Genomic DNA, 18,371 nt, shown 5'->3' on the forward strand with positions numbered 1-18,371 from the left:
TGTTGTGGATCACAAGAGTATGAGGTAGCGACCTAAATCCTCCCCACTATTGTGACCTTCCATTCAGTTTGGTTCCAAGCGATCAAGACTCCGTTGCCGAGCGCCGGGTTCGGCTACCATCGCGGCATGGGTGCCCAGGAAGGCCGCGCCGCGGACAAGGCGTCCGACGAATCCGCCGCGCGTGTGGTCCGGCGACGGCCGCGCGATCGACGAGCGCAGATCGCGGCCGCGTCCGCGGAGGCGTTCGGGTCGCTCGGCTACCACGGCGTGAGCATGGAGGACATCGCCTCCCGGCTCGACATCAGCTCGGCCGCGCTCTACCGCCACTATCCGAGCAAGTACGCGCTGTTCCGCGAGGAGGCCCTGCGGCTCGGCGGGCTCAGCGAAGCGGCGGTGCGCCTGCCGGATTCGGCGCGCGAGTTGCCGGCCGAGGCGCGGCTCGGTCAGGTGATCGACGCGCTGATCGCGTCCTCGATCGCCAATCGGCGCAGTGCCGCGCTGCTGCGCTGGCAGCGCCGCTATCTCGCGGACGCCGACGCCGCGATCCTGGATGGTCAACTGGCACAGGTGACTTCGGTACTCATGACGCTGCTCGCCGAGACCAGGCCGGAGCTGGACAGGGCGGACCGGGCGGTGCTGTCGGCCGCGCTGCTCAGCGTGCTCAGCAGCATCGGCGATCACCACGTGTCGGTCCCGGTGCGTGCGTTGACCACGCTGCTCGGCACCGCCTGCCGCACGGTCGCCGGCTGCACCCTGCCGCCTTCGGCCGCACATACCGAACCCCTTGTGGCAACGGAGATTCCGTTGACCTTCAAGCACGAGCTGCTGCTGGCGCGGGCGATCGAGCTGTTCCATGAGCGCGGCTATCCGAATGTGAGCGTCGAGGACATCGCCACCGCGGCCGGCCTGCCCGCCTCGTCGGCGGTGTACCGCTTCTACCGCGGCAAGGGCGATATCCTCGCGGCCGCGTTCCGCCGTGCCGCGGAACGGGTTTCGGCCGCGATCGGTCCTGCGGTCGCGGCGGCGGACGGGCCGGAGCAGGCGCTGACGACGTTGATCGAGCTGTACGTGGCCGGGTCCTTCGCCGAGCGGGAGCTGACCTTCGTCTACTACGCCGAGATCAGCAACGTGCCCGCCGACGACCGGACGGTGCTGCGAAACATCCAGCGGCTCAACGTAGAAGAGTGGGCGAAGCTGCTGGTGGGCGTCCGCCCCGAGCTGTCCGCCGCCGACGCCAGGCTGCTGGTGCACGCGGCGCTGGCCCTGGTCGTCGATCTGGGGCAGCGCTTCGGCTCCGACGACCCGGTGTGCTCGCGGCAGCGGGTGGTTCACCTGATGCGGGTCGTGCTGTTCGGTCCCGACGGCGGGTAGCTACGGCCGCGGCGGCGGGGCCAGCGGCGAATTCACCTGGTTCACCAGCCAGCGGTCGCCGACCTTCGCCAGGCGCATCACCATGGACAGCTGGCCGGGCGCGGGCTTGCCCTGGGTGCCCATGCTGGTGATGGTCTGGCCGATCACCACGATGACCTCGGCCGAGCTCTCGTCCCCGGTCTTGATCGCGCACTGCACGTCGTTGACCTTCGACACCACCTCACCCTGGGTGAGCACCTCGCGCAATTCCCTGCTGGTGCTGTCGAATTGCTTCTTCCAGTCGCCGGTCGCGCCGTCGAGCACGGCCGCGAAGTAGTCGTCCAGCTTCTTCGCGTCGTAGTCGGCCAGGATCGGCGCGTACTTGCAGGCGGCGGCGCGCGCGTCCGCGTTGGCGTCGATCGTGGCCTTGTTGCCCTTGTTCTGTAGGTAGAAGAAGACGGTCGAAGCCAGTGCGGCACAGAGGAGTACGGCCGTCGCCGCCCGCAGGACGAGTCGTCCCGTCCGGCCCGGAACCAACCGGAGTCGTTTACGGGGGGCGGGAGCCGGGTCCGTCTCTATCGAAAGTTGCTCAGCCGCAACATCACTGGACGCGGCCATGGTCGGATCCTCCGGCGGCGCGGCGTTCTCGCCTTTGTTGTCGTTCATCAGATGTGCTCCTATCTGCCAGGCGCGGGTCGGGACAGCTCGTTGCCGGTGACGCCGGGCGGCGGGCCGGATCCGTTGTCCGGCACGTTCGGCCGGGGCGCGTTCGCCGAACCGCGAACCTGTAGCGCCGGATTGCTGGTGACGCAGTAGTTGTAGAGCCGCACCCTGGTGTCGACGGTCTTCGTGGTCGGCACCACGGGCACGGTGTCGTAGTCGCAGCTCGGGCGCGGCCACGGGTCGACCAGGGTGTGATAGGCGTTGTCGTGCGCCGGCACGCCGATCGCCTCCGAACCCGTGCGCAACGCGGGGAACAGCGCCGCGATGGCCGGCGCCCGCAGCTTGGCGGCCTTGGTGATCGCGACGAAGTTGGTGACCAGGTTGGTCATCGGATCCTCGGTGTCGCGCACGATGCCGCCGAGCGTGGCGAGCTGACCCGGACCGAGGTCGAGGAACTTGCGCACCTCCTGGTCCGCGGCGGTCAGCTGCTGGAACAGGGCGCTGGAACCGGTGGTCAGGGTGCTCAGGTCCGGCTGCGCGTGCGATGTCGTATCGGCGATCACCTGAAGGTTCTCGATGAGCTGCCTGGTCTGCGGCAGCAGGTCGGTCAGCCCGGCCATGGCCCGGCTGATGCCGGAGATCATGTTGCGCAACCGATCCGGCCCACCCGCGAGGGCCTTGTCGAGTTCGTCGACGATCACATTGAGACGCGCCGGATTCATGCCGCCGATCAAGCCGCTCATGCTGCCGAGCACCGACTGCACCGTCACCGGTGCCGTCGTCCGAGCCCGCTCGATCACCGCGCCGTCGCCGAGAAACGGCCCGCTGTCCACGTCCGGCCGGAAGTCGAGATACTGCTCCCCCGCCGCGGACAGCCGGCCGACGGCGACCGTGCCGCCTACCGGAATCTTCGCCGCCCTGTCGATCTCGGCGATCGCCGCGACGCCGTCGCCGGATATCCGCACATCGCGCACCCGGCCGACCCTGGTGCCGCGGAACGTGACGTCGTTGTTCGCCGCCAGGCCACCGGAATTCGCCAGCTCGACCCGCACCGTGTACGTATTCGGCAGTAGATCGATCCGCAGCACAGTGGCGCCGAGATAGGACGCCCCGAGCACGAGCACCACGATCAGGCCGATATTGGCCACCGCGATCCGATGTCGCACCAGCCATTGCCACAGCGGAGGATTCATCGCCCGCCGCCTTGCAGCCGGCCGATGACCTTCTCGATGACCTGCGCGAGACTGCCGACAAAGGCGGGCACGTCACCGATTTCGGGCGGCCTGCTGCCCTTCGGGTCGGTCAGCGCGCCGACGCTCAGGTAGGACACGGTGGCCGCGACCGCGAGCACCGGGCCATCGAGACTGGCCGAGATCGATGGGTAGATAGCGTGCAGTCCGTCCAAGGCGCCCGCGAGATCGTCACCCATCTGGGCGAATCCGGACATCAACCGCTGGATGCTGTCGAACAGACTCAGGAAGTCCGGGCCGGTGGTGTCGGTGAAGTCGCCGAGCGCGGCCATCGTCACCGAGACCTTGGCGATGAGATCGGCGATGGCCTTGTTGTTTTCGGCCACGAGGCCGATCAGCGGCGGGAAGGTGTCCGCTGCCGCGCCCAATTCGGCTTTCCGCCTGGCCAATTCGCCGGTGAGCGTGTTCAGCCCGGACAGTACGCCGTCCACGTCGGCCGTGCGTCTGTTGAGCGCCGCGAGCACATCGGTCATCTCGGTGATCAGGTGCGACAGTTCCGGCGCGCGCCCGGCGAACATCGAGTTCATCTCGGCGGTGATCCGCGCCGCCTGGTTGAGGCCGCCGCCGTTGAGCAGCAACGACACCGACATCATCAGCTGCTCCACCGACGCGCCGGTCGCGGTGTGGTCGGGCGCGATGGTGTCGCCCGGGCGCAGCAACTCGGCGCCGTCCCGTTTGGCGGGCAGGGTCATCGCGACGAACATGTCGCCGAGCGGGGTGGCCTGGCGCAGTTCCGCGGTGGTGCCGCGGGGCAGCTGAATGTCCTGGCGGATCCGCATTTCCACGTCGGCGAGGAAATCGGTGGTGCTGATCCCCGAGACGGTGCCGATGTCGGTGCCGCCGATCTTGACGTGCGCGTTGGCCGGCAGATTGAGCGCGTCCGCGAACACGGCGTGCAGGGTGTAGCCGGGTCCGCCGATACCGGGCTTGGGCAGCGGGACGTTGTCCACCGTCACGGCGCAGCCGGACGTCGCGCCGATGGCCGCCGCCACCGCCAGGCGGAACAGCATCGTCCTCATTTAATCAGTCCGAGCAGCGCGGCGGTCAGGCCGAAGTCCGGGCCGAAGTCCTGGATCTTGCCGGTCCGGCAGCCGTCCAGGCGCATCTGCACCCGTTCGCAGAACACCGACAGCGCCTCACCGTCGAGGACCGACTTGTCCAGCAGGCCGTGCAGGCGCAGCGCTTGGTGTTCGCGGCTGGTCGCGTTGGCGAGGTTCTGGAAGAACAGCGGTGTGACGTCGGCGATTTCGGTGACGGACCGCGCATTGGCCCGCATCTGAGCGGTGAGCGCGGTGAACCTGGTCAGCGCACCGAGCAACTGCTCACGATTGGTGCCGACCACCGTGGAGGTGTTCGTGACGAAGTCGTTGAGCTGCGTCAGCACAGCCTGCAACCCGGGCGCCTGATCCCCCATCAGCTGCACCATTTCGGTGAGCCGGCCGCTGAAATCGCGTACGGTCTGGTCGTTTTCGGCGACGATCTGGGTGATCTCGTTGAGTTTCACGATGGTGTTGGAGATCTGGTCGCCGTTGGCCAGGCTCACCTCGAACGCCGAGGACATCGCGTCGAGCGTCGCCCGCAGCTTGTCGCCGTTGCCGTCGAGCAGCGGGAACAGCACGCGACTTGCCATCGGCCCGGTCTCGTTGTCGCCCTTCAACGCCCGGCCGAGCTGGTCGAAATTGTCCAGGATGCGGTCGAGTTCGACCGGGGTGCGGGTGTGTTCGAGCGGGATGTGCGCACCGTCGGCCAGCACCGGTCCGTCGCCCGCGTAGGCGGGCGCGAGTTCGACGTGCCGGTTGGTGATCAGCTGCGGCGACACCAGTGCGGCGATCGCGCCGGCGGGCACCTTGACGTCCTTGTCGATGGACATGGTCACCTCGACATAGCTGCCCCTGGCGGTCACCGTGTCGACCTTGCCCACCGGGACGCCGAGGATCGCGACGTCGTTGCCCGCGTACAGGCCGGCCACGTTCTCGAAATCGGCGCTGATCCGCAGGTGTTCGCCGAGGTATTCCTCCGGCAGCATGCTCAGGCTGTCCGGCAGCAGGGAGCATCCGGAGGCCACCGCCGCGACCCAGCACAGCACGGCGGTCTTCCAGAAAGTACCTATTTTCATCAGTTGCACCCCTGTACCGCACCGGCGAAACACAGCCAGTTGTCCGGGAAGATCCACGGCGCCCACACGTCGCCGTAGGGCCCGTTGCCGAGCGCGTTGTTGAACTGCCGCAGGGCCACCGGCATGATTTCGTAGAGCGAGTCGAGATTGTCCTTGTTCTTCTCCAGACCCTCGGACATGGTGTTCAGGCTCTGGATCATCGGCCCGAGCTGATCGTTGTTCTCCAGGCCCATCTGCTGCAGCAGCCGGGACAGCTCGGCGACGTTGTCCAGCAACGACTTCAGCATGGTCTGCCGCTGCGCGACCGCGCTGCCGATCGCCTCACCGCGGGTCAGCAGCAGCAATACGCTGTTGCGATTGTCCGACACCAATTGCGACACCTGATCCATGCTCTTCAACAGCAGGTCGACCTCGTCGCGCCGGTCGTTGATCACCTTGGCGAGCGCGCCGACGCTGTTCAGCGCCTCGACGGTGAGCTGCGGCGAGTCACCCATCTGCCGGCTGAGCAGATCCAGCGACTGACGCAGCTTGGCCGGATCGATGCGCTCGATGCGCTCGAACGACGACTTGTACACCGGGTCCTGGATCACCTTGCCGAGGTTGTACGGCACCGAGGTATTCGCCAGCGCGATCCGGTTGTCCGGCAACCCTTTTCCATTGCCGGGCAGCAACTCGACATGCAGCTTGCCCAGAATGGTGGTCATCTTGATCGCCGCGCGCGCGTCCGGGCCGAGGCGCAGATCGCGGCGAACCCGCAGGTCGACAACAACCTTCGCGCCGTCCAGGCGCACCGCCCGCACCGTGCCGACCTCGATGCCGGACACGTCCACCGAGGCACCCGCGCGCAGCCCGGCCGCCTGGGCGAACTCCGCCTGAATCGTCTTGTCCCCCAGCCGAGCCTGCGACAGCGCGCTGGACCCGACCAGCAGCGCCACCACCGAGCCGGCCGCGAGCAGACCCAGCCACAGCAGCCGGTTCCGCGGTACTCGCACCCGGCCGAACAGGGACCGCGCTCGTGTCATCACCGGCACACCTCCGATTGTGAATTGCCGCCGACCTGCGAGAACAGCCCCGGTGGCAGCAGCACACCCCACAGCGAGACATCCAGGCGGCAGATGTAGGCGTTGCCGTAGGCGCCATAGCTGGTGAACCGGGCGATGCCGTTGAGCAGGCTCGGCAGTTCGACCGCCGCCTGGTCCAGCGACGCGCCGTTGAGCAGCAACAGCGCCACCCCGCTCGTCGCATCGGTTTGCGCGCGTGCGATATTCGGCTTCACCTGGCCGATCAAACGCGCGAGCGAGTCGGTCGAGGTGGCGACCTGATCGACCGATCCCTTCAGCGATTCGCCCTGTGCGTAAAGCGACTCGACCAGCGAACGTGCCTGGGTGATCAGCGTTTCCAGGTCGCCGCTGCGGTGCGCCAGTCCGGCGATGACACTGCTCAGATTGCTGATCACATCGCCGAGGATCTGGTCGCGCCGGCCGAAGGTGCCCGCGAGCTCAGCGGCCTGGGTGATCAACGCGCTGAGCGAGACATTGCTGCCCTGTAGCGCCTGGATCAGCGTCTCCGACAGCGAGTTGATCTGATCCGGTTGCAGCACGCTGAACAGCGGCTCGAACCCGGACAGCAGCGCGGACACGTCGAAGGAGGGTTCGGTGCGCTCGAGTGGTATCGCCGAACCGGCCGCCACCACCTGCCCGCCGCCCGCACCGGGCACCAGCGCGACATAGCGCTGCCCGATCAGGTTCTGGTAGCGCACCAGCGCCTTCGTGGTGGTGGTGAGGTGCTGCCTGCGCTGGATGCGGAACTCGACGCGCGCGCGATAGTCACCGTCGAAGTCGATCGCGTCCACCCGCCCGACCCGCACGCCCGCCATCCGGATGTCGTCGCCGACGCGCAGGCCGAGCACGTCGGAGAAGGTGGCGGAGTACGAGTCGGTCTCGCCGCTGACCGAACGCTGCAGGGTGGACCAGATCGTGTAGGTCAGCACGAGCGCGACGATCGCGAACAGGCTGAACCCGATCAGTGCCCTTCTCGATTTCATTCAGCGACCGCCTTCGTCCACCGGAGTGACCGAACCGCCGGCCAGCAGCGGCGACAACAGCAGATACTGCGCGGCGGTCGGTTTGCCCCCGACGATCGCCGCTACCGCATCCGGGCCACGTAAACCGCTGGGCGCCAACGCGTTCGGTCTCGGATCCGTTGCCGCGGCCGGTGCGGTGAGGCCGGGGATCAGCGGAATCCCCGGAATAGCGGGCAGGGTGGGCACTACCGGTGCCGGCCCCGCCGATGCCAGCCACTTCGGCGCGAGTTGCGCCGGAAACTCCTGCGGTGGTGCGGTTTCCGGAACCGAGGAGCCGCCACAGCGCGGGCCGGCCAGGCTGCCGTAATGCGGGCAGTCCGCGGCCGTGTACTGCTGGAACGGGGTGAAGGACACGTCCATCTTCCAGACCATCTGGCGGCTCGGCCCGAAGCCGAAGACCGAGCGCAATTTCCGCAGCGCGATATTCAGGTTGGCCGCCGTCTGCGGCAATGCCCGCGGGTCCTCGGCCAGGCTGCCGAAGAGTTCGTCGAGGCCGGAGACCACGTCCTTGCCCGCGTCGGGATTGCGGGCGAACAGCGAATTGACCGAGTCGACCGCACCACTCGCGTTGGTCAGCAGCGCGACCAGCCGGTCCCGGCGTTCGGTGAGCGTGCGGGCGGTGGTCACCGACTCCGACAGCACCCCGACCAGATCGGGCGCGGACGCGCTCAATGCCGTTGCGGCCCGGCCGAGATCGCCGAGCAGGTCGCCGATCCCCGGAATGGCATGCATCTGGGTGAGCCAGAGATCCAAGCGTTCGATGGTGGACCCGGGCACGCGCGCGGCCGGATCGAGCGCGTCGGCCAGCGTCGCGAGCACCCGGCCGAGCTTTTCCGGCTGAATGTGGTCGAGCACGTCGCGCAATACACTGAGCGTGGTCTGCAACTGGACGGTGCCCTCGCTGGTGTCCTCGGGGATTTCCGCGCCCGCGCGCAGCGTCTGGGTGCCCTCCCCGTTGTCGACGAGCTCGATCGCGGTCACGCCGAAGATGTTGTTCGGGATGACCCTGGCCGTGACCGCCGCCGGAATCATCGCTGCGACAGCCGGTTTCAGGTCGATCTCGGCGCGCTGGCGCTCGCCCTTGGCGACCACCTGCACGTCGGCCACCGAACCGACGATCATGCCGCGGAACTTCACGTCGGCATGTGCGGGCAGCCCGTCACCGGTACTGGTGAGCAGGGCGACCACGCCCACCTTGTCCTCGAAACGACCGGTGTAGCGCAGCCCGAGCAGCACCAGCAGCAGCGACAGCACCGTGGTGAGCGCGATGCCGGCCAGCGAGAGCTGGCGGCCACTCGGGCCGCGACCACTGGGATCGATGATCATGCGGCCTCTATCCCGAGATCCGGAAGCCGGGATCGATGCCCCAGATCGCCAGCGTGAGAAACAGATTCGCGAACACCATGACGACGATCACCATCTTGATCGCGCGCCCCGCCGCCTGCCCGACCCCTTCCGGGCCGCCGGTGGCGACGTATCCGTAGTAGCACTGGAGGAACGTCGAAATCAGCACGAACACCGCGACTTTGAGCACGGAGTAGAAAACGTCCGTGCCGTTGAGGAATTGGAAGAAGTAGTGGTCGTAGGTGCCCGCGGAGGTGCCGCCGAGGAACAGCACCGACAGCTTGGTCATCAGATACGCGACGGCGAGGCCGACGCTGTAGAGCGGGACGATGGTCAGTGTCGCGGCGATCATCCGGGTGCTGATCAGGTACGGAAGCGGCCGGATGGCAAGGGATTCCAGCGCGTCGATCTCCTCGGAGATCCGCATCGCGCCGAGTTGCGCGGTGAATCGGCAGCCCGCCTGGATCGCGAATGCCAACGTCGCCAGGATCGGGCCGATTTCGCGCGTGGTGGCGAATCCGGAGATCGCGCCGGTCAGCGGGTTCATCGTCAGCAGATTCAGCGCGGTGTAGGACTCCATGCCGACGGTGATCCCGCCGAACCCGCACAGGATGATGACCACGCCGACGGTGCCGCCGCCGACGATCAGCGACCCGTTGCCCCATCCGACATCGGCGGTGAGCCGCAGCACTTCTTTGCGATAGTGCCTTAGCGCGAACGGTATCGCCACGATCGCGGCGACGAAGGTGATGGCCTGATGACCGAGCCGCTGGTTGGCCCGGATCGGCCCGCGGATCGCGCCGCCGACGGCTTTGACCGGCTGCAACACCGGTGGCGTATAGCGCGTGCCCATGTCAGAGCACCTTCGCCGGGAACAGGGTGTTGTACACCTGCGTGATGATGATGTTGGTGGCGAACAACATCAGCGCCGAATTGACCACCGCCGCGTTCACCGAATTCGCCACGCCGCCGGGCCCGCCCCTGGTGTGCAGGCCGATGTCGCAGGCGATGATCGCGGTGAGCGCACCGAAGATCGCGGCCTTCACCAACGCGACGATCAGGTCGTTCGCGACGGCGAACGAGGCGAACGTGCTGATGAACGTGCCCGAGGTGCCGCCCTGCGCGTAGACATTGAACAGATAGCCGGTGGCGAAGCCGACGAACACCACGAAACCGCACAGCAGCATGCTCACCAGCACCGCGGCCGCGAGCCGCGGCGCGACCAGCCTGCGGATCGGGTCGACGCCCATCACCATCATGGCGTCGATCTCCTCCCTGATCGTGCGCGAGCCGAGGTCGGCGCAGATGGCCGAGCCGACCGCGCCGGCGATCATCAGCGAGGTGACCAGCGGCGCGCCCTGGCGAATGATGCCGAGACCGCTGACCGCGCCGATGAAGGTGGTCGCGCCGACCTGACTCACCAACGCGCCCAACTGAATCGAGACCACCACCGCCACCGGGATGGCGACGAACACCGTCGGCGCGGCGGAGACGCCGGCCATGAACGCGCACTGCTTGACGAATTCCTGGAACGGGAACCGGCGGGTCAGGATCGCGCGCAGCGTCTCCAGCACGGCGTCGCGGCCCAGCTTCACCTGCCTGCCCAGTGTCTCCAGCGATCGCTGCGGGTGCCGCTGCCACAGGCCCCTGAGGTCATCGATGGCTCGCTCCAGGTCGGTGCGCTGCGGCGGTCGTTCGGTGGTGGTCACTCGTCACTGCCTCTCCGGGGTCACGCGGCGCCGCTCAATCGCCGCTCGAGCAGCACGAGGAGAAGGCCGACGGCCGCGGCGCCCGCCACGACGGTGCTCAGCACGGCCAGCCACAGGCCGAATCGCAGCACCGGATTGACCCGCGTGCGGCCGCCGAGCACCCGCACGCCGATCACCACGATGTCGATGAGCCAGACCAAGATCATCATCAGGTCATGCACACATTCGAGAAGGTGAGCACCGGCCAGCAGACGATCGCCCCCAGGAACGAGACGACCACGTCGATGCCGTGCATGCCGCGTAGCTGGCTGGTGTGCGTGAGTGTCCAGATGACACCGATCAACCCGTACGGGATGCCGAGAATGATCAGCGTCCCGAGGAACTCCGAGACCTTCATCTCGTAGCTGAATATCCGATCCAGCCGCTTGAGCATGCGCGTCCTTTCGCGTGCCGGTCGATACGACCGGACGCCCACGGCAGGCCCCGAACCGGGATCCGCCGTTGGATCCTTCCCGGACACCTCACGGTCCGGCATGGGCGGTTATGTTACGCATGATTCCGTCCATTGCGGAACCCTTTCACGTACATTCACAACCAGACAGTCAGGAATATCCCCATGCAGTAGGACCCGTTGACGGCAGAGTCCCGATCGATTTAAGTTATCAATAGTTCACAGTCTGTTCACGCCCTGCGGAGTCGATTCCGGACCCGAAAGGACTCCCGCCATGACCGCCGCCGCCCACCCCGCGCAACCGGCCATCCCGTTGTCGAAGGACCAGACCCGGATCCACATCGGCACCGCGCACCGCCCGATCACCAAACGCCCCCTCGCGCTGACCGACGCGCTGGACTTCTGGTCCTTCGCGGGCGCGGCGGCCAATGTCGCGATGCAGATGGCCCGGCCCGGCGTCGGGTACGGCGTCGCGGAGAGCACGGTCGAGTCCGGATCCTTGATGCGGCATCCGTGGAAGCGCGCCCGCACCACGACGCAGTACCTGGCGGTCGCCATTCTCGGTACCGACGCGGAGCGCCTCGCCTATCGCGAGGCGGTGAATGTCGCGCACCGGCAAGTACATTCGGCGCCTGGCGCACCGGTGAAGTACAACGCGTTCGACCGGGATCTCCAATTATGGGTCGCCGCTTGCCTGTACATCGGCTTCGAGGACACCTACCAGTTGCTGCACGGCCGGATGAGCGACGAGCAGGCCGAGGCGTTCTACGTGTCGTCCTCGACACTGGGCACCACATTGCAGGTGACCGAGCAGATGTGGCCGGCCACCAGGGCGGAATTCGATCGGTATTGGAACGAGGCCTGCGCGCAGGTCTCGATCGACGAGTTCGTCCGCGGCTACCTCGACGATCTGCTGAACCTGCGGATGATCCGCTGGTATCTGCGGCTGCCGTTCCGGAACCTGTTGAAGTTCCTGACCATCGGGTTTCTCGCGCCGGTCTTCCGCGAGCAGCTCCTGGTCGAATGGACCGCCGCCGATCAGCGGCGCTTCGAGCATCTGTTCGTGTTCGTCGCCTTCGTGAACCGGTTCATTCCGCGCTTTCTGCGGCACGGCGGAACCCACAGCCTGATGGCGGATGTGCGTCGCCGAATTCGCAAGCAGCAGAACCTCATCTGAACGGCATGACACCGCCGTCCGGACGCCGGGCGCCCGGACGGCGGAGACCCCTCGAGCAAGGCCCTACGGGCACAGTGCGTGGCCGAGCATGCCGATCAGGTCGGGCATCGTATCCACCGATGTGGTGAACGTGAAGGTGACCGCGCGACCCTCCGGCGTCGCGCCGGCGATCGAGTCGTAGCCGTAGATGCCGCCGGAATGTCCGAGATATTCTGCGCCGCAGGGCAAGGTGGTGTGGCCGAGGCCGAGGCCGTAGTACATCTTCATGTCCTCGTCCATCAGTACGCCGTCGCGCATCTCGCGCAGCTGGGCGTCCGGGACCACCCGACCGGCGAGCAATGCCGAGTAGAAGCGGTTCAGGTCCGAGCCGGTCGTGACCAGCGCACCGGCCGCCCACGGCACCGACGGCTCGATCCGCGTCACGTCGGTGAGCGAACCATTCACCATCGCATAGCCTTTGGGATGCGGTCCGCGGATATCCCGATCGCCCGGCGCGGGCAGGTACGTGTCGGCCAGCCCCTGCGGTTGCAGAATGCGCCGGTTCAACTCGTCGACATATCTTGCGCCGGTGACCTTTTCGACCAGCATCGCGGCGACGTAATAGTTGGTGTTGCGGTATTCGAAGCGGGCGCCCGGGGCGAAGTCGGCGGGCTGGAGCAGGCCGATGCCCATGACCTCGGCCGGCGTCATGGTCCGGTTCTCCAGTGCCGCCTGGTACTCGTCCACCCGCGGATCCTTGGTGATCTCCGGCAATCCGCTCTGATGCCGCAGCACCTGCCGCACGGTGATCGCCCGCCCGTCGATCCCGTCGCCCCGCAGCAGGCCGGGCAGGTAGGTCTCGACCGGCTCGTCCAGCCGCACCTTGCCCTCCGCGACCAGCTGCAAGACGATCGCGCCGGTGAAGGTCTTCGAGATGCTGCCGACCCGGACGCGCTGCGGCGGATCGACGGGAATCCGCGCGCCCGTGGCGACGTCGGCGACACCACTGGTGAGCACGACGGTCTTGCCGTTGTCGGTGACGGTGGCGATCGCCCCGGTGGCCCCGGTCGCCACCACGGCGTCGATATCGGCCTGCACGGCACGAATCCTGTTGTCCGGCACTCCGGAAGGGGTGTTCGGCTCCCGGCTGGACGTGCACCCCGCGAGCAGGGCGACCGCGGAGACGGCGACGATGATCGGCACGAATCGCATACCCGAAACGCTATGGACCGGGTCGCCGGGCCACATCGGGGACGCACCCCGAGATTTCCCCTGATCCCACCTCCCCGTCAAGGATGAGGCCTGCTCGGCACTTGCGCTGGAGCGCACTCCAACTTCTACAGTCGTGCCATGACCAGCACACAGGACGCCACCAGCCAGAACGATCGTTACGAGCGCGGGCTCGCGCTGCTCCGGCAGATCGGCGGACAGGAGCGTCCGGCCGTGCTGGACAGCCTGGCCGATATCGCCCCGGACCTGGGCCGCCTCACCGTCGAGTTCGGCTACGGCGACATCCTCTCGCGTCCCGGCCTGACCCTGCGGCAGCGCCAGCTCGCCACCGTGGGTGCGTTGGCCGCGCTCGGCAATGCCGCGCCGCAGCTGCGGTTCCACATCGACGGCGCGCTCAACGTGGGCGCGACGCGCACCGAGATCGTCGAGGTCATGGTGCACGCGAGCGTCTACGCGGGTTTCCCGGCCGCGCTCAACGGCCTGACCGCCGCCAAGGAGGTGTTCGCCGGACGGACGGACCTGCCCGCCGAACCGGCCGCGGCGGGCCCGCCGGACGGTGACCGGTTCGAGCGCGGGTCGGCCAAGCTGGCCGAGGTCGACGGGCAGGCCGGCGAACAGGTGGTCGCCGCGTTGCAGGACATCGCGCCGGACTTCGCCCGCATCCTGATCGAGTTCTCCTTCGGCGACATCTACTCCCGGCCCGGCCTGGACCTGAAGACCAGGGAGATCGTGACCGTGGCCATGTGCACCGCGCTCGGCGTCGCGCCCCAGCTCGGTGTGCACATCCACGGTCTGCTCAATGTCGGCGGCACCGAGACCGAGGTCGTCGAGGTGCTGATCCAGATGGCCGGATACGCCGGATTCCCCGCCGCGCTCAACGGAATCTCGGTGGCGCGCACGGTCTTCGCCGAGCGCGAAAGCCATCAGAATTCCGATGTCTGATATCGGCGATCCCATTGGCCACGCTACGGAGACGGTCCTACTGTCGATGACATGGCGAAACTACTTTTTGTACTGACCGGCGCCGACACCTGGACCCTGGCCGACGGCACCCCGCATCCGACCGGCTTCTGGGCCGAGGAGTTCGCCGTGCCCTACGAGGCGGCGAAGGCCGCCGGCCACGAGATCGTGGTGGCCACCCCCGGCGGCGTCGTCCCGCCGGTCGACCAGGGCAGCCTGGCGCCCGACGTCAACGGCGGCCAGGAGGCCGCGGACCAGCGGGCAGCGGTCCTGGCCGCCAGCACGGAATTGCGGCACCCGATCAAACTGTCCGAGGTCGACCTCGACGACTACGCCGCGGTGTTCTACCCCGGCGGCCACGGCCCGATGGAGGATCTCGCGGTGAACGCCGAGTCCGGCGAACTCCTCACCGCCGCACTGCGATCCGGCAAGCCGCTGGCGATCGTCTGCCACGGCCCCGCCGCACTGCTGGCCGCGGTCGGTCCCGACGGCACCAATGCCTTCGCGGGCTACACCCTCACCGGATTCACCAACGCGGAGGAGCGGCAGGCCGGACTGGCCGACCGGGCCAAGTGGCTGCTGCAGGATCGGCTCGTCGAACTCGGCGCCGACTTCCAGGAGGGCGAGCCGTGGGCGCCGAAGGTGGTCGTCGACCGCAACCTGATCACCGGGCAGAATCCGGCCTCGTCGGCGCCGGTGGCCGAGGAACTGCTGCGCGCGATCGGCTGAACTTTCACCAGCTCGTCCGTCTTCGCGTCACTCCACTCCGGAAGGAACCGAACCCATGAGCACCAACCTCCACGCACGGCCTGCCGAAGCGTCCGGCACCTTCGCGCTCGGCGGGGACCTACCCGTCCACCGGCTCGGTTACGGAGCGATGCAGCTCACCGGCCCCGGCGTCTGGGGTGATCCGAAGGATCCCGACGAGGCGGTCCGGGTGCTGCGGCGCGCCGTCGAACTCGGCATCAACTTCATCGATACCGCCGACTCCTACGGTCCGTTCGTCAGCGAACTGCTCATCCGGAAGGCGTTGCACCCCTACCCCGATGACCTGGTGATCGCGACCAAGGGCGGGTTCACCCGCAGCGGCCCCGGCGACTGGCGCGCCGTCGGCAGGCCCGAATACCTGCGCCAGCAAACCGAACTCAGCCTGCGCCACCTCGGCGTCGAGCAGATCGACCTCTACCAGTTGCACCGCATCGATCCGCAGGTGCCGCTGGCCGACCAGCTCGGCGAGCTCGTCCTGCTGCAGCAGGAGGGCAAGATCCGCCACATCGGCGTGTCCCAGGTGAGCGTGGAACAGCTGCGACAGGCGCGCGAGATCGCCACCATCGTCTCGGTGCAGAACCTCTACAACCTGACCAACCGGACCGACGAGGACGTGCTCGACTACGCCGAGCGGGAGAACATCGCGTTCATCCCGTGGTACCCCATCGCCACCGGCCAACTTGCCAAGCCGGGTGGACCGCTCGACGCGATCGCGAAGGAACACGGCGCGACCCCGGCCCAGCTCGCCCTCGCCTGGCTGCTGCGTCGTTCGCCGGTGATGCTGCCCATTCCGGGCACCTCCAGCGTCGCCCATCTCGAGGAGAACACCGAGGGCGCGCGGATCACGCTGACCGACAGGGAGTTCGAGGCGCTGTCCGCGGCCGCCTGAATCGGCCATTCGAACAAGGCGGGCTCGGCTGCGGTCGAGCCCGCCCTGTTCACTTCTCGGCGGCCCGGCGACAACAGTAGGCCGAGGCGCCGAGGTACTGGTGACAACGGGCGCCGTGACCGCCGTGCACGGTGAGGATGAACCGCGCTCGGTCGTAGCTGAGACCCACCGATCCTGCGTGCAGTCGCGGCTCTGTACCAGCCACAATTCCCGAACATCCGAGTGCAATACGTCCATTGTTCACCTCCGAGTAAAGTCAGTGCACCCGGCGCCTGAGCGCCCCACGGAATCACCGCTCGACACGGATGGATCGGGCCGTGTCGGGACCGTGCGTCGGATTCCGGAATGCCGGCGCCCCGGTAAGGGTTTGGGCAGAACCCCGGCGCCGGGTGCTGATTCAGCGTGCATGTTGCGATTCGGTGGATAACAGACCCGAATGCGGTAATTGCGGGTAGTTTCCGTTTGTATCAGCCTGGTGCGAGGAAGCAGGACCTATGGTTGAGATCGACTGGACGGGCGAGGATGTCCGTGCGCTTCGCGCCGCGATGCGGCGAAGTCGGTACGAATTCGCACGTCTGGTGGGCGTCACCCCGCGCACCGTGGTCTTGTGGGAAAACGGCCGGACAACCCGGATGCATGCCGCAAGCCAACGTCTGCTCGACCAGGTCGTGTCAGAAGCCGATCCGGTCGTCGTCGCACGATTCGAGCGGGCCGTCGCCGCGGGCCGGGACACGGGCTTCGACCTCGAAGCCACCGACTCGGCGCCCGATACGGAAACCCAGCTCGGTAGGGACATCGGGCTCGACAAGGAAGTCGAGGATGACGACGTGAGAAGGCGAGAGTTATTGGCCTGCATCGGGGTAGGTCTGACCGGCACGGCCGCCGACCTGGTCGCGGGCGAGCCGGAGAAGATGCTGGCCACCCTGGATGCCGGGTCCATCAGCGAGCGCAGGCTGGGGCTGCTGGAGCAGTCGGCCGAGGCGCTCGGCAAGCGGGTGGTGCAGGTGCCGCCGCACGAACTGCTGCACACCACACTCGAGCAATTCCGCACCGTCCGTGGCACTCTCGCGCAGCGGCAGGCCACCCACCATCAGGTCCGGCTGGTCCGCACGGCGGGCAGGCTGGCCAACGTGGTCGGCGAAATCCTGTTCAACGAAGGACATTTGGGCCAGGCCAGGATGTGGTACGCCACCGCGATCCACGCCGCGCAAGACATAGGCGATCGCTATTCCGAGGATATCGCGCTGGCCGGTCTCGCATATCTTCCGACATATAGCGACAAACCGGCGGAGGTCTTGAGCCTGCTCGACGGACGGCTCGCAGAAAATCCGGCACACGGACCCGCCGCCGCCTGGCTGTGGGGAATGGCCGCGCGGGCGCATGCCAGTCTGGGAAATGCTGTCCAGTTTGCCCGGTGTATCGAGAAATCCGGACGCGCATTGGAAAATGTTGGGCCGGAAGAGCTTACGATTGGGATCTTTTCCTATAGGCCGGAAAAGCTTGCTTTTTATCAGGCGATAGGCAACTCCCATCTCGGCCGGGCGGCGGAAACCGCCAAGGCCGCGGCGCGCGCGCTCAGCCTGTACGACCCGCAGGAAACAATGGAGCCCGCGCTCGTCCGGTTCGAGCATGCCACCGCGTTGCTGAGTGCCGGCGAGATCGACGAGGCGTGTTCCGTTGCGACACAAGCGATCACCAGCAATCACACCTATATCGGGCTGACCGTCACCAAGCGGGCGAGCAAGTTCGACGCGGCGCTCACCGGGTTTCGCGGTCGCGCGGTCACCGAGTGGCGCCAGCATGCCCGAGCGGTCATCGAGTCGGCGCGAACCAAGGCGTAGCCGACCCGCCGTGCCGCTAGGCCTGCGCGGTGCCCTGCGGGTGCTGACGCTGCATCACTCGATTCAGCCAGCCGCTGATCTGTTGCGTCTGTGCGGGTGTCGGCCGTCCACCCGCCCAGCGACGGGCCGCTTCGATCAACGTCTCCGGCAGCGTGGGGGTGATCCGTTGATTCGTCATAGGTCCATGATGCACTGGGGCGCAGCGAAGTACGAGTAGGGGGCGGGGCGCGGCGGTCAGCAGGGGGGATGTGGACCGACGCGCCCCGCGCATACAGGTGGATTTGGGCGGTTGTCCGGAACCTCAGGGACTTTCGTTGGACATGGCCTCGATGAGTGACTTGGGTCGCATATCGAGCCAATGCGTTTCGACGTAGTGCAGACAGGCCTTACGCGCCGCGGCGCCGTAGGCGATGGTCCAGCCGCCGGGTACGGCGGCGAAGATCGGCCAGAGCGAATGCTCGCCCTCGTCGTTGATCAGGACGTAGAACTGTGCGCCGTCATCGTCGAAAGGGTTGTTCATCGGGGGATTCCTTCTTCCTGGTTGGGTCAGGTCTGAGGGGC

20 protein-coding genes are annotated in these 18,371 nt (G+C 67.3%); 6 read left to right on the forward strand and 14 right to left on the reverse strand.

Annotated elements, in window-relative coordinates; translation table 11 throughout:
• Nucleotides 1-126: 126 nt before the first annotated feature.
• Complete coding sequence (locus ACFQ9K_RS33270) at nt 127-1,371, forward strand: TetR/AcrR family transcriptional regulator (RefSeq protein ID WP_378713645.1); 1,245 nt, start codon at nt 127-129, stop codon at nt 1,369-1,371.
• On the opposite strand, the gene ACFQ9K_RS33275 is transcribed toward ACFQ9K_RS33270, so the two are convergent.
• Genes ACFQ9K_RS33275 through ACFQ9K_RS33325 form a run of 11 tightly spaced genes read right to left on the reverse strand, consistent with a single transcriptional unit; the run spans nt 1,372 to nt 10,948 of the window.
• Nucleotides 1,372-2,016: a hypothetical protein gene (locus ACFQ9K_RS33275; RefSeq protein WP_378713647.1), complete on the reverse strand. Its 645-nt coding sequence runs from the start codon at nt 2,014-2,016 to the stop codon at nt 1,372-1,374.
• Between the two features lie 11 nt (nt 2,017-2,027).
• The gene (locus tag ACFQ9K_RS33280) at nt 2,028-3,206 is read right to left on the reverse strand and encodes an MCE family protein (RefSeq protein ID WP_378713649.1); all 1,179 of its coding nucleotides are present in this window, start codon (nt 3,204-3,206) and stop codon (nt 2,028-2,030) included.
• Nucleotides 3,203-4,273 (reverse strand): MCE family protein, encoded by a 1,071-nt coding sequence (locus ACFQ9K_RS33285; protein ID WP_378713651.1) that lies wholly within the window; start codon nt 4,271-4,273, stop codon nt 3,203-3,205. The genes ACFQ9K_RS33280 and ACFQ9K_RS33285 overlap by 4 nt, the downstream gene beginning before the upstream one ends.
• A gap of 5 nt (nt 4,274-4,278) precedes the next feature.
• Nucleotides 4,279-5,379: an MCE family protein gene (locus ACFQ9K_RS33290; protein WP_378713653.1), complete on the reverse strand. Its 1,101-nt coding sequence runs from the start codon at nt 5,377-5,379 to the stop codon at nt 4,279-4,281.
• Nucleotides 5,379-6,401: an MCE family protein gene (locus ACFQ9K_RS33295; protein ID WP_378713654.1), complete on the reverse strand. Its 1,023-nt coding sequence runs from the start codon at nt 6,399-6,401 to the stop codon at nt 5,379-5,381. The genes ACFQ9K_RS33290 and ACFQ9K_RS33295 overlap by 1 nt, the downstream gene beginning before the upstream one ends.
• Nucleotides 6,401-7,423, reverse strand: a complete 1,023-nt coding sequence (locus ACFQ9K_RS33300) for an MlaD family protein (protein ID WP_378713656.1) — start codon at nt 7,421-7,423, stop codon at nt 6,401-6,403. The genes ACFQ9K_RS33295 and ACFQ9K_RS33300 overlap by 1 nt, the downstream gene beginning before the upstream one ends.
• Nucleotides 7,424-8,788 (reverse strand): MCE family protein, encoded by a 1,365-nt coding sequence (locus ACFQ9K_RS33305; RefSeq protein WP_378713658.1) that lies wholly within the window; start codon nt 8,786-8,788, stop codon nt 7,424-7,426.
• 7 nt (nt 8,789-8,795) lie between these two features.
• Nucleotides 8,796-9,659, reverse strand: coding sequence for an ABC transporter permease (locus ACFQ9K_RS33310; protein WP_378713660.1), 864 nt, complete (start codon nt 9,657-9,659; stop codon nt 8,796-8,798).
• Between the two features lies 1 nt (nt 9,660).
• Entirely contained in the window at nt 9,661-10,515 is an 855-nt protein-coding gene (locus ACFQ9K_RS33315; protein ID WP_378713662.1) for an MlaE family ABC transporter permease, read from the reverse strand.
• A gap of 20 nt (nt 10,516-10,535) precedes the next feature.
• Nucleotides 10,536-10,724, reverse strand: coding sequence for a hypothetical protein (locus tag ACFQ9K_RS33320; RefSeq protein WP_378713664.1), 189 nt, complete (start codon nt 10,722-10,724; stop codon nt 10,536-10,538).
• Nucleotides 10,724-10,948 (reverse strand): hypothetical protein, encoded by a 225-nt coding sequence (locus tag ACFQ9K_RS33325; RefSeq protein WP_378713665.1) that lies wholly within the window; start codon nt 10,946-10,948, stop codon nt 10,724-10,726. Before ACFQ9K_RS33325 ends, ACFQ9K_RS33320 begins: the two co-directional genes overlap by 1 nt.
• A 292-nt stretch (nt 10,949-11,240) precedes the next feature.
• On the opposite strand from ACFQ9K_RS33325, the gene ACFQ9K_RS33330 reads away from it, so the two are divergent.
• The gene (locus ACFQ9K_RS33330; RefSeq protein WP_378713667.1) at nt 11,241-12,143 is read left to right on the forward strand and encodes an oxygenase MpaB family protein; all 903 of its coding nucleotides are present in this window, start codon (nt 11,241-11,243) and stop codon (nt 12,141-12,143) included.
• Nucleotides 12,144-12,206: 63 nt separating this feature from the next.
• Here the strand turns inward: ACFQ9K_RS33330 and ACFQ9K_RS33335 are convergent, their stop codons facing one another.
• Complete coding sequence (locus ACFQ9K_RS33335; protein ID WP_378713668.1) at nt 12,207-13,334, reverse strand: serine hydrolase domain-containing protein; 1,128 nt, start codon at nt 13,332-13,334, stop codon at nt 12,207-12,209.
• A 138-nt stretch (nt 13,335-13,472) separates the two neighbouring features.
• Here ACFQ9K_RS33335 and ACFQ9K_RS33340 point away from each other — a divergent pair, with 138 nt between their 5' ends.
• From ACFQ9K_RS33340 to ACFQ9K_RS33355, 4 genes are all read left to right on the forward strand, one after another.
• The gene (locus ACFQ9K_RS33340) at nt 13,473-14,294 is read left to right on the forward strand and encodes a carboxymuconolactone decarboxylase family protein (RefSeq protein WP_378713669.1); all 822 of its coding nucleotides are present in this window, start codon (nt 13,473-13,475) and stop codon (nt 14,292-14,294) included.
• 51 nt (nt 14,295-14,345) lie between these two features.
• Nucleotides 14,346-15,041 (forward strand): type 1 glutamine amidotransferase domain-containing protein, encoded by a 696-nt coding sequence (locus tag ACFQ9K_RS33345; RefSeq protein WP_378713670.1) that lies wholly within the window; start codon nt 14,346-14,348, stop codon nt 15,039-15,041.
• A 55-nt stretch (nt 15,042-15,096) separates the two neighbouring features.
• Nucleotides 15,097-15,969 (forward strand): aldo/keto reductase, encoded by an 873-nt coding sequence (locus ACFQ9K_RS33350; RefSeq protein ID WP_378713672.1) that lies wholly within the window; start codon nt 15,097-15,099, stop codon nt 15,967-15,969.
• Nucleotides 15,970-16,463: 494 nt separating this feature from the next.
• The gene (locus ACFQ9K_RS33355) at nt 16,464-17,810 is read left to right on the forward strand and encodes a helix-turn-helix domain-containing protein (RefSeq protein WP_378713674.1); all 1,347 of its coding nucleotides are present in this window, start codon (nt 16,464-16,466) and stop codon (nt 17,808-17,810) included.
• A gap of 16 nt (nt 17,811-17,826) precedes the next feature.
• On the opposite strand, the gene ACFQ9K_RS33360 is transcribed toward ACFQ9K_RS33355, so the two are convergent.
• Nucleotides 17,827-17,988: a hypothetical protein gene (locus tag ACFQ9K_RS33360; RefSeq protein ID WP_378713676.1), complete on the reverse strand. Its 162-nt coding sequence runs from the start codon at nt 17,986-17,988 to the stop codon at nt 17,827-17,829.
• A gap of 123 nt (nt 17,989-18,111) precedes the next feature.
• Nucleotides 18,112-18,330, reverse strand: coding sequence for an MbtH family protein (locus tag ACFQ9K_RS33365; RefSeq protein ID WP_150408068.1), 219 nt, complete (start codon nt 18,328-18,330; stop codon nt 18,112-18,114).
• Nucleotides 18,331-18,371: the final 41 nt, after the last annotated feature.

The sequence above is a fragment of the Nocardia sp. NPDC056564 genome, from assembly GCF_042793755.1.
Taxonomy (GTDB): Bacteria; Actinomycetota; Actinomycetes; order Mycobacteriales; family Mycobacteriaceae; genus Nocardia.

Excerpts from the sequence above, each read along its gene's own strand:
- ACFQ9K_RS33270 (WP_378713645.1), top strand. The coding sequence starts at position 127 with ATGGGTGCCCAGGAAGGCCGCGCCGCGGACAAGGCGTCCGACGAATCC.
- ACFQ9K_RS33275 (WP_378713647.1), bottom strand. The coding sequence starts at position 2,016 with ATGAACGACAACAAAGGCGAGAACGCCGCGCCGCCGGAGGATCCGACC.
- ACFQ9K_RS33280 (WP_378713649.1), bottom strand. The coding sequence starts at position 3,206 with ATGAATCCTCCGCTGTGGCAATGGCTGGTGCGACATCGGATCGCGGTG.
- ACFQ9K_RS33285 (WP_378713651.1), bottom strand. The coding sequence starts at position 4,273 with ATGCTGTTCCGCCTGGCGGTGGCGGCGGCCATCGGCGCGACGTCCGGC.
- ACFQ9K_RS33290 (WP_378713653.1), bottom strand. The coding sequence starts at position 5,379 with ATGAAAATAGGTACTTTCTGGAAGACCGCCGTGCTGTGCTGGGTCGCG.
- ACFQ9K_RS33295 (WP_378713654.1), bottom strand. The coding sequence starts at position 6,401 with ATGACACGAGCGCGGTCCCTGTTCGGCCGGGTGCGAGTACCGCGGAAC.
- ACFQ9K_RS33300 (WP_378713656.1), bottom strand. The coding sequence starts at position 7,423 with ATGAAATCGAGAAGGGCACTGATCGGGTTCAGCCTGTTCGCGATCGTC.
- ACFQ9K_RS33305 (WP_378713658.1), bottom strand. The coding sequence starts at position 8,788 with ATGATCATCGATCCCAGTGGTCGCGGCCCGAGTGGCCGCCAGCTCTCG.
- ACFQ9K_RS33310 (WP_378713660.1), bottom strand. The coding sequence starts at position 9,659 with ATGGGCACGCGCTATACGCCACCGGTGTTGCAGCCGGTCAAAGCCGTC.
- ACFQ9K_RS33320 (WP_378713664.1), bottom strand. The coding sequence starts at position 10,724 with ATGATGATCTTGGTCTGGCTCATCGACATCGTGGTGATCGGCGTGCGG.
- ACFQ9K_RS33325 (WP_378713665.1), bottom strand. The coding sequence starts at position 10,948 with ATGCTCAAGCGGCTGGATCGGATATTCAGCTACGAGATGAAGGTCTCG.
- ACFQ9K_RS33330 (WP_378713667.1), top strand. The coding sequence starts at position 11,241 with ATGACCGCCGCCGCCCACCCCGCGCAACCGGCCATCCCGTTGTCGAAG.
- ACFQ9K_RS33335 (WP_378713668.1), bottom strand. The coding sequence starts at position 13,334 with ATGCGATTCGTGCCGATCATCGTCGCCGTCTCCGCGGTCGCCCTGCTC.
- ACFQ9K_RS33340 (WP_378713669.1), top strand. The coding sequence starts at position 13,473 with ATGACCAGCACACAGGACGCCACCAGCCAGAACGATCGTTACGAGCGC.
- ACFQ9K_RS33345 (WP_378713670.1), top strand. The coding sequence starts at position 14,346 with ATGGCGAAACTACTTTTTGTACTGACCGGCGCCGACACCTGGACCCTG.
- ACFQ9K_RS33350 (WP_378713672.1), top strand. The coding sequence starts at position 15,097 with ATGAGCACCAACCTCCACGCACGGCCTGCCGAAGCGTCCGGCACCTTC.
- ACFQ9K_RS33355 (WP_378713674.1), top strand. The coding sequence starts at position 16,464 with ATGGTTGAGATCGACTGGACGGGCGAGGATGTCCGTGCGCTTCGCGCC.
- ACFQ9K_RS33360 (WP_378713676.1), bottom strand. The coding sequence starts at position 17,988 with ATGACGAATCAACGGATCACCCCCACGCTGCCGGAGACGTTGATCGAA.
- ACFQ9K_RS33365 (WP_150408068.1), bottom strand. The coding sequence starts at position 18,330 with ATGAACAACCCTTTCGACGATGACGGCGCACAGTTCTACGTCCTGATC.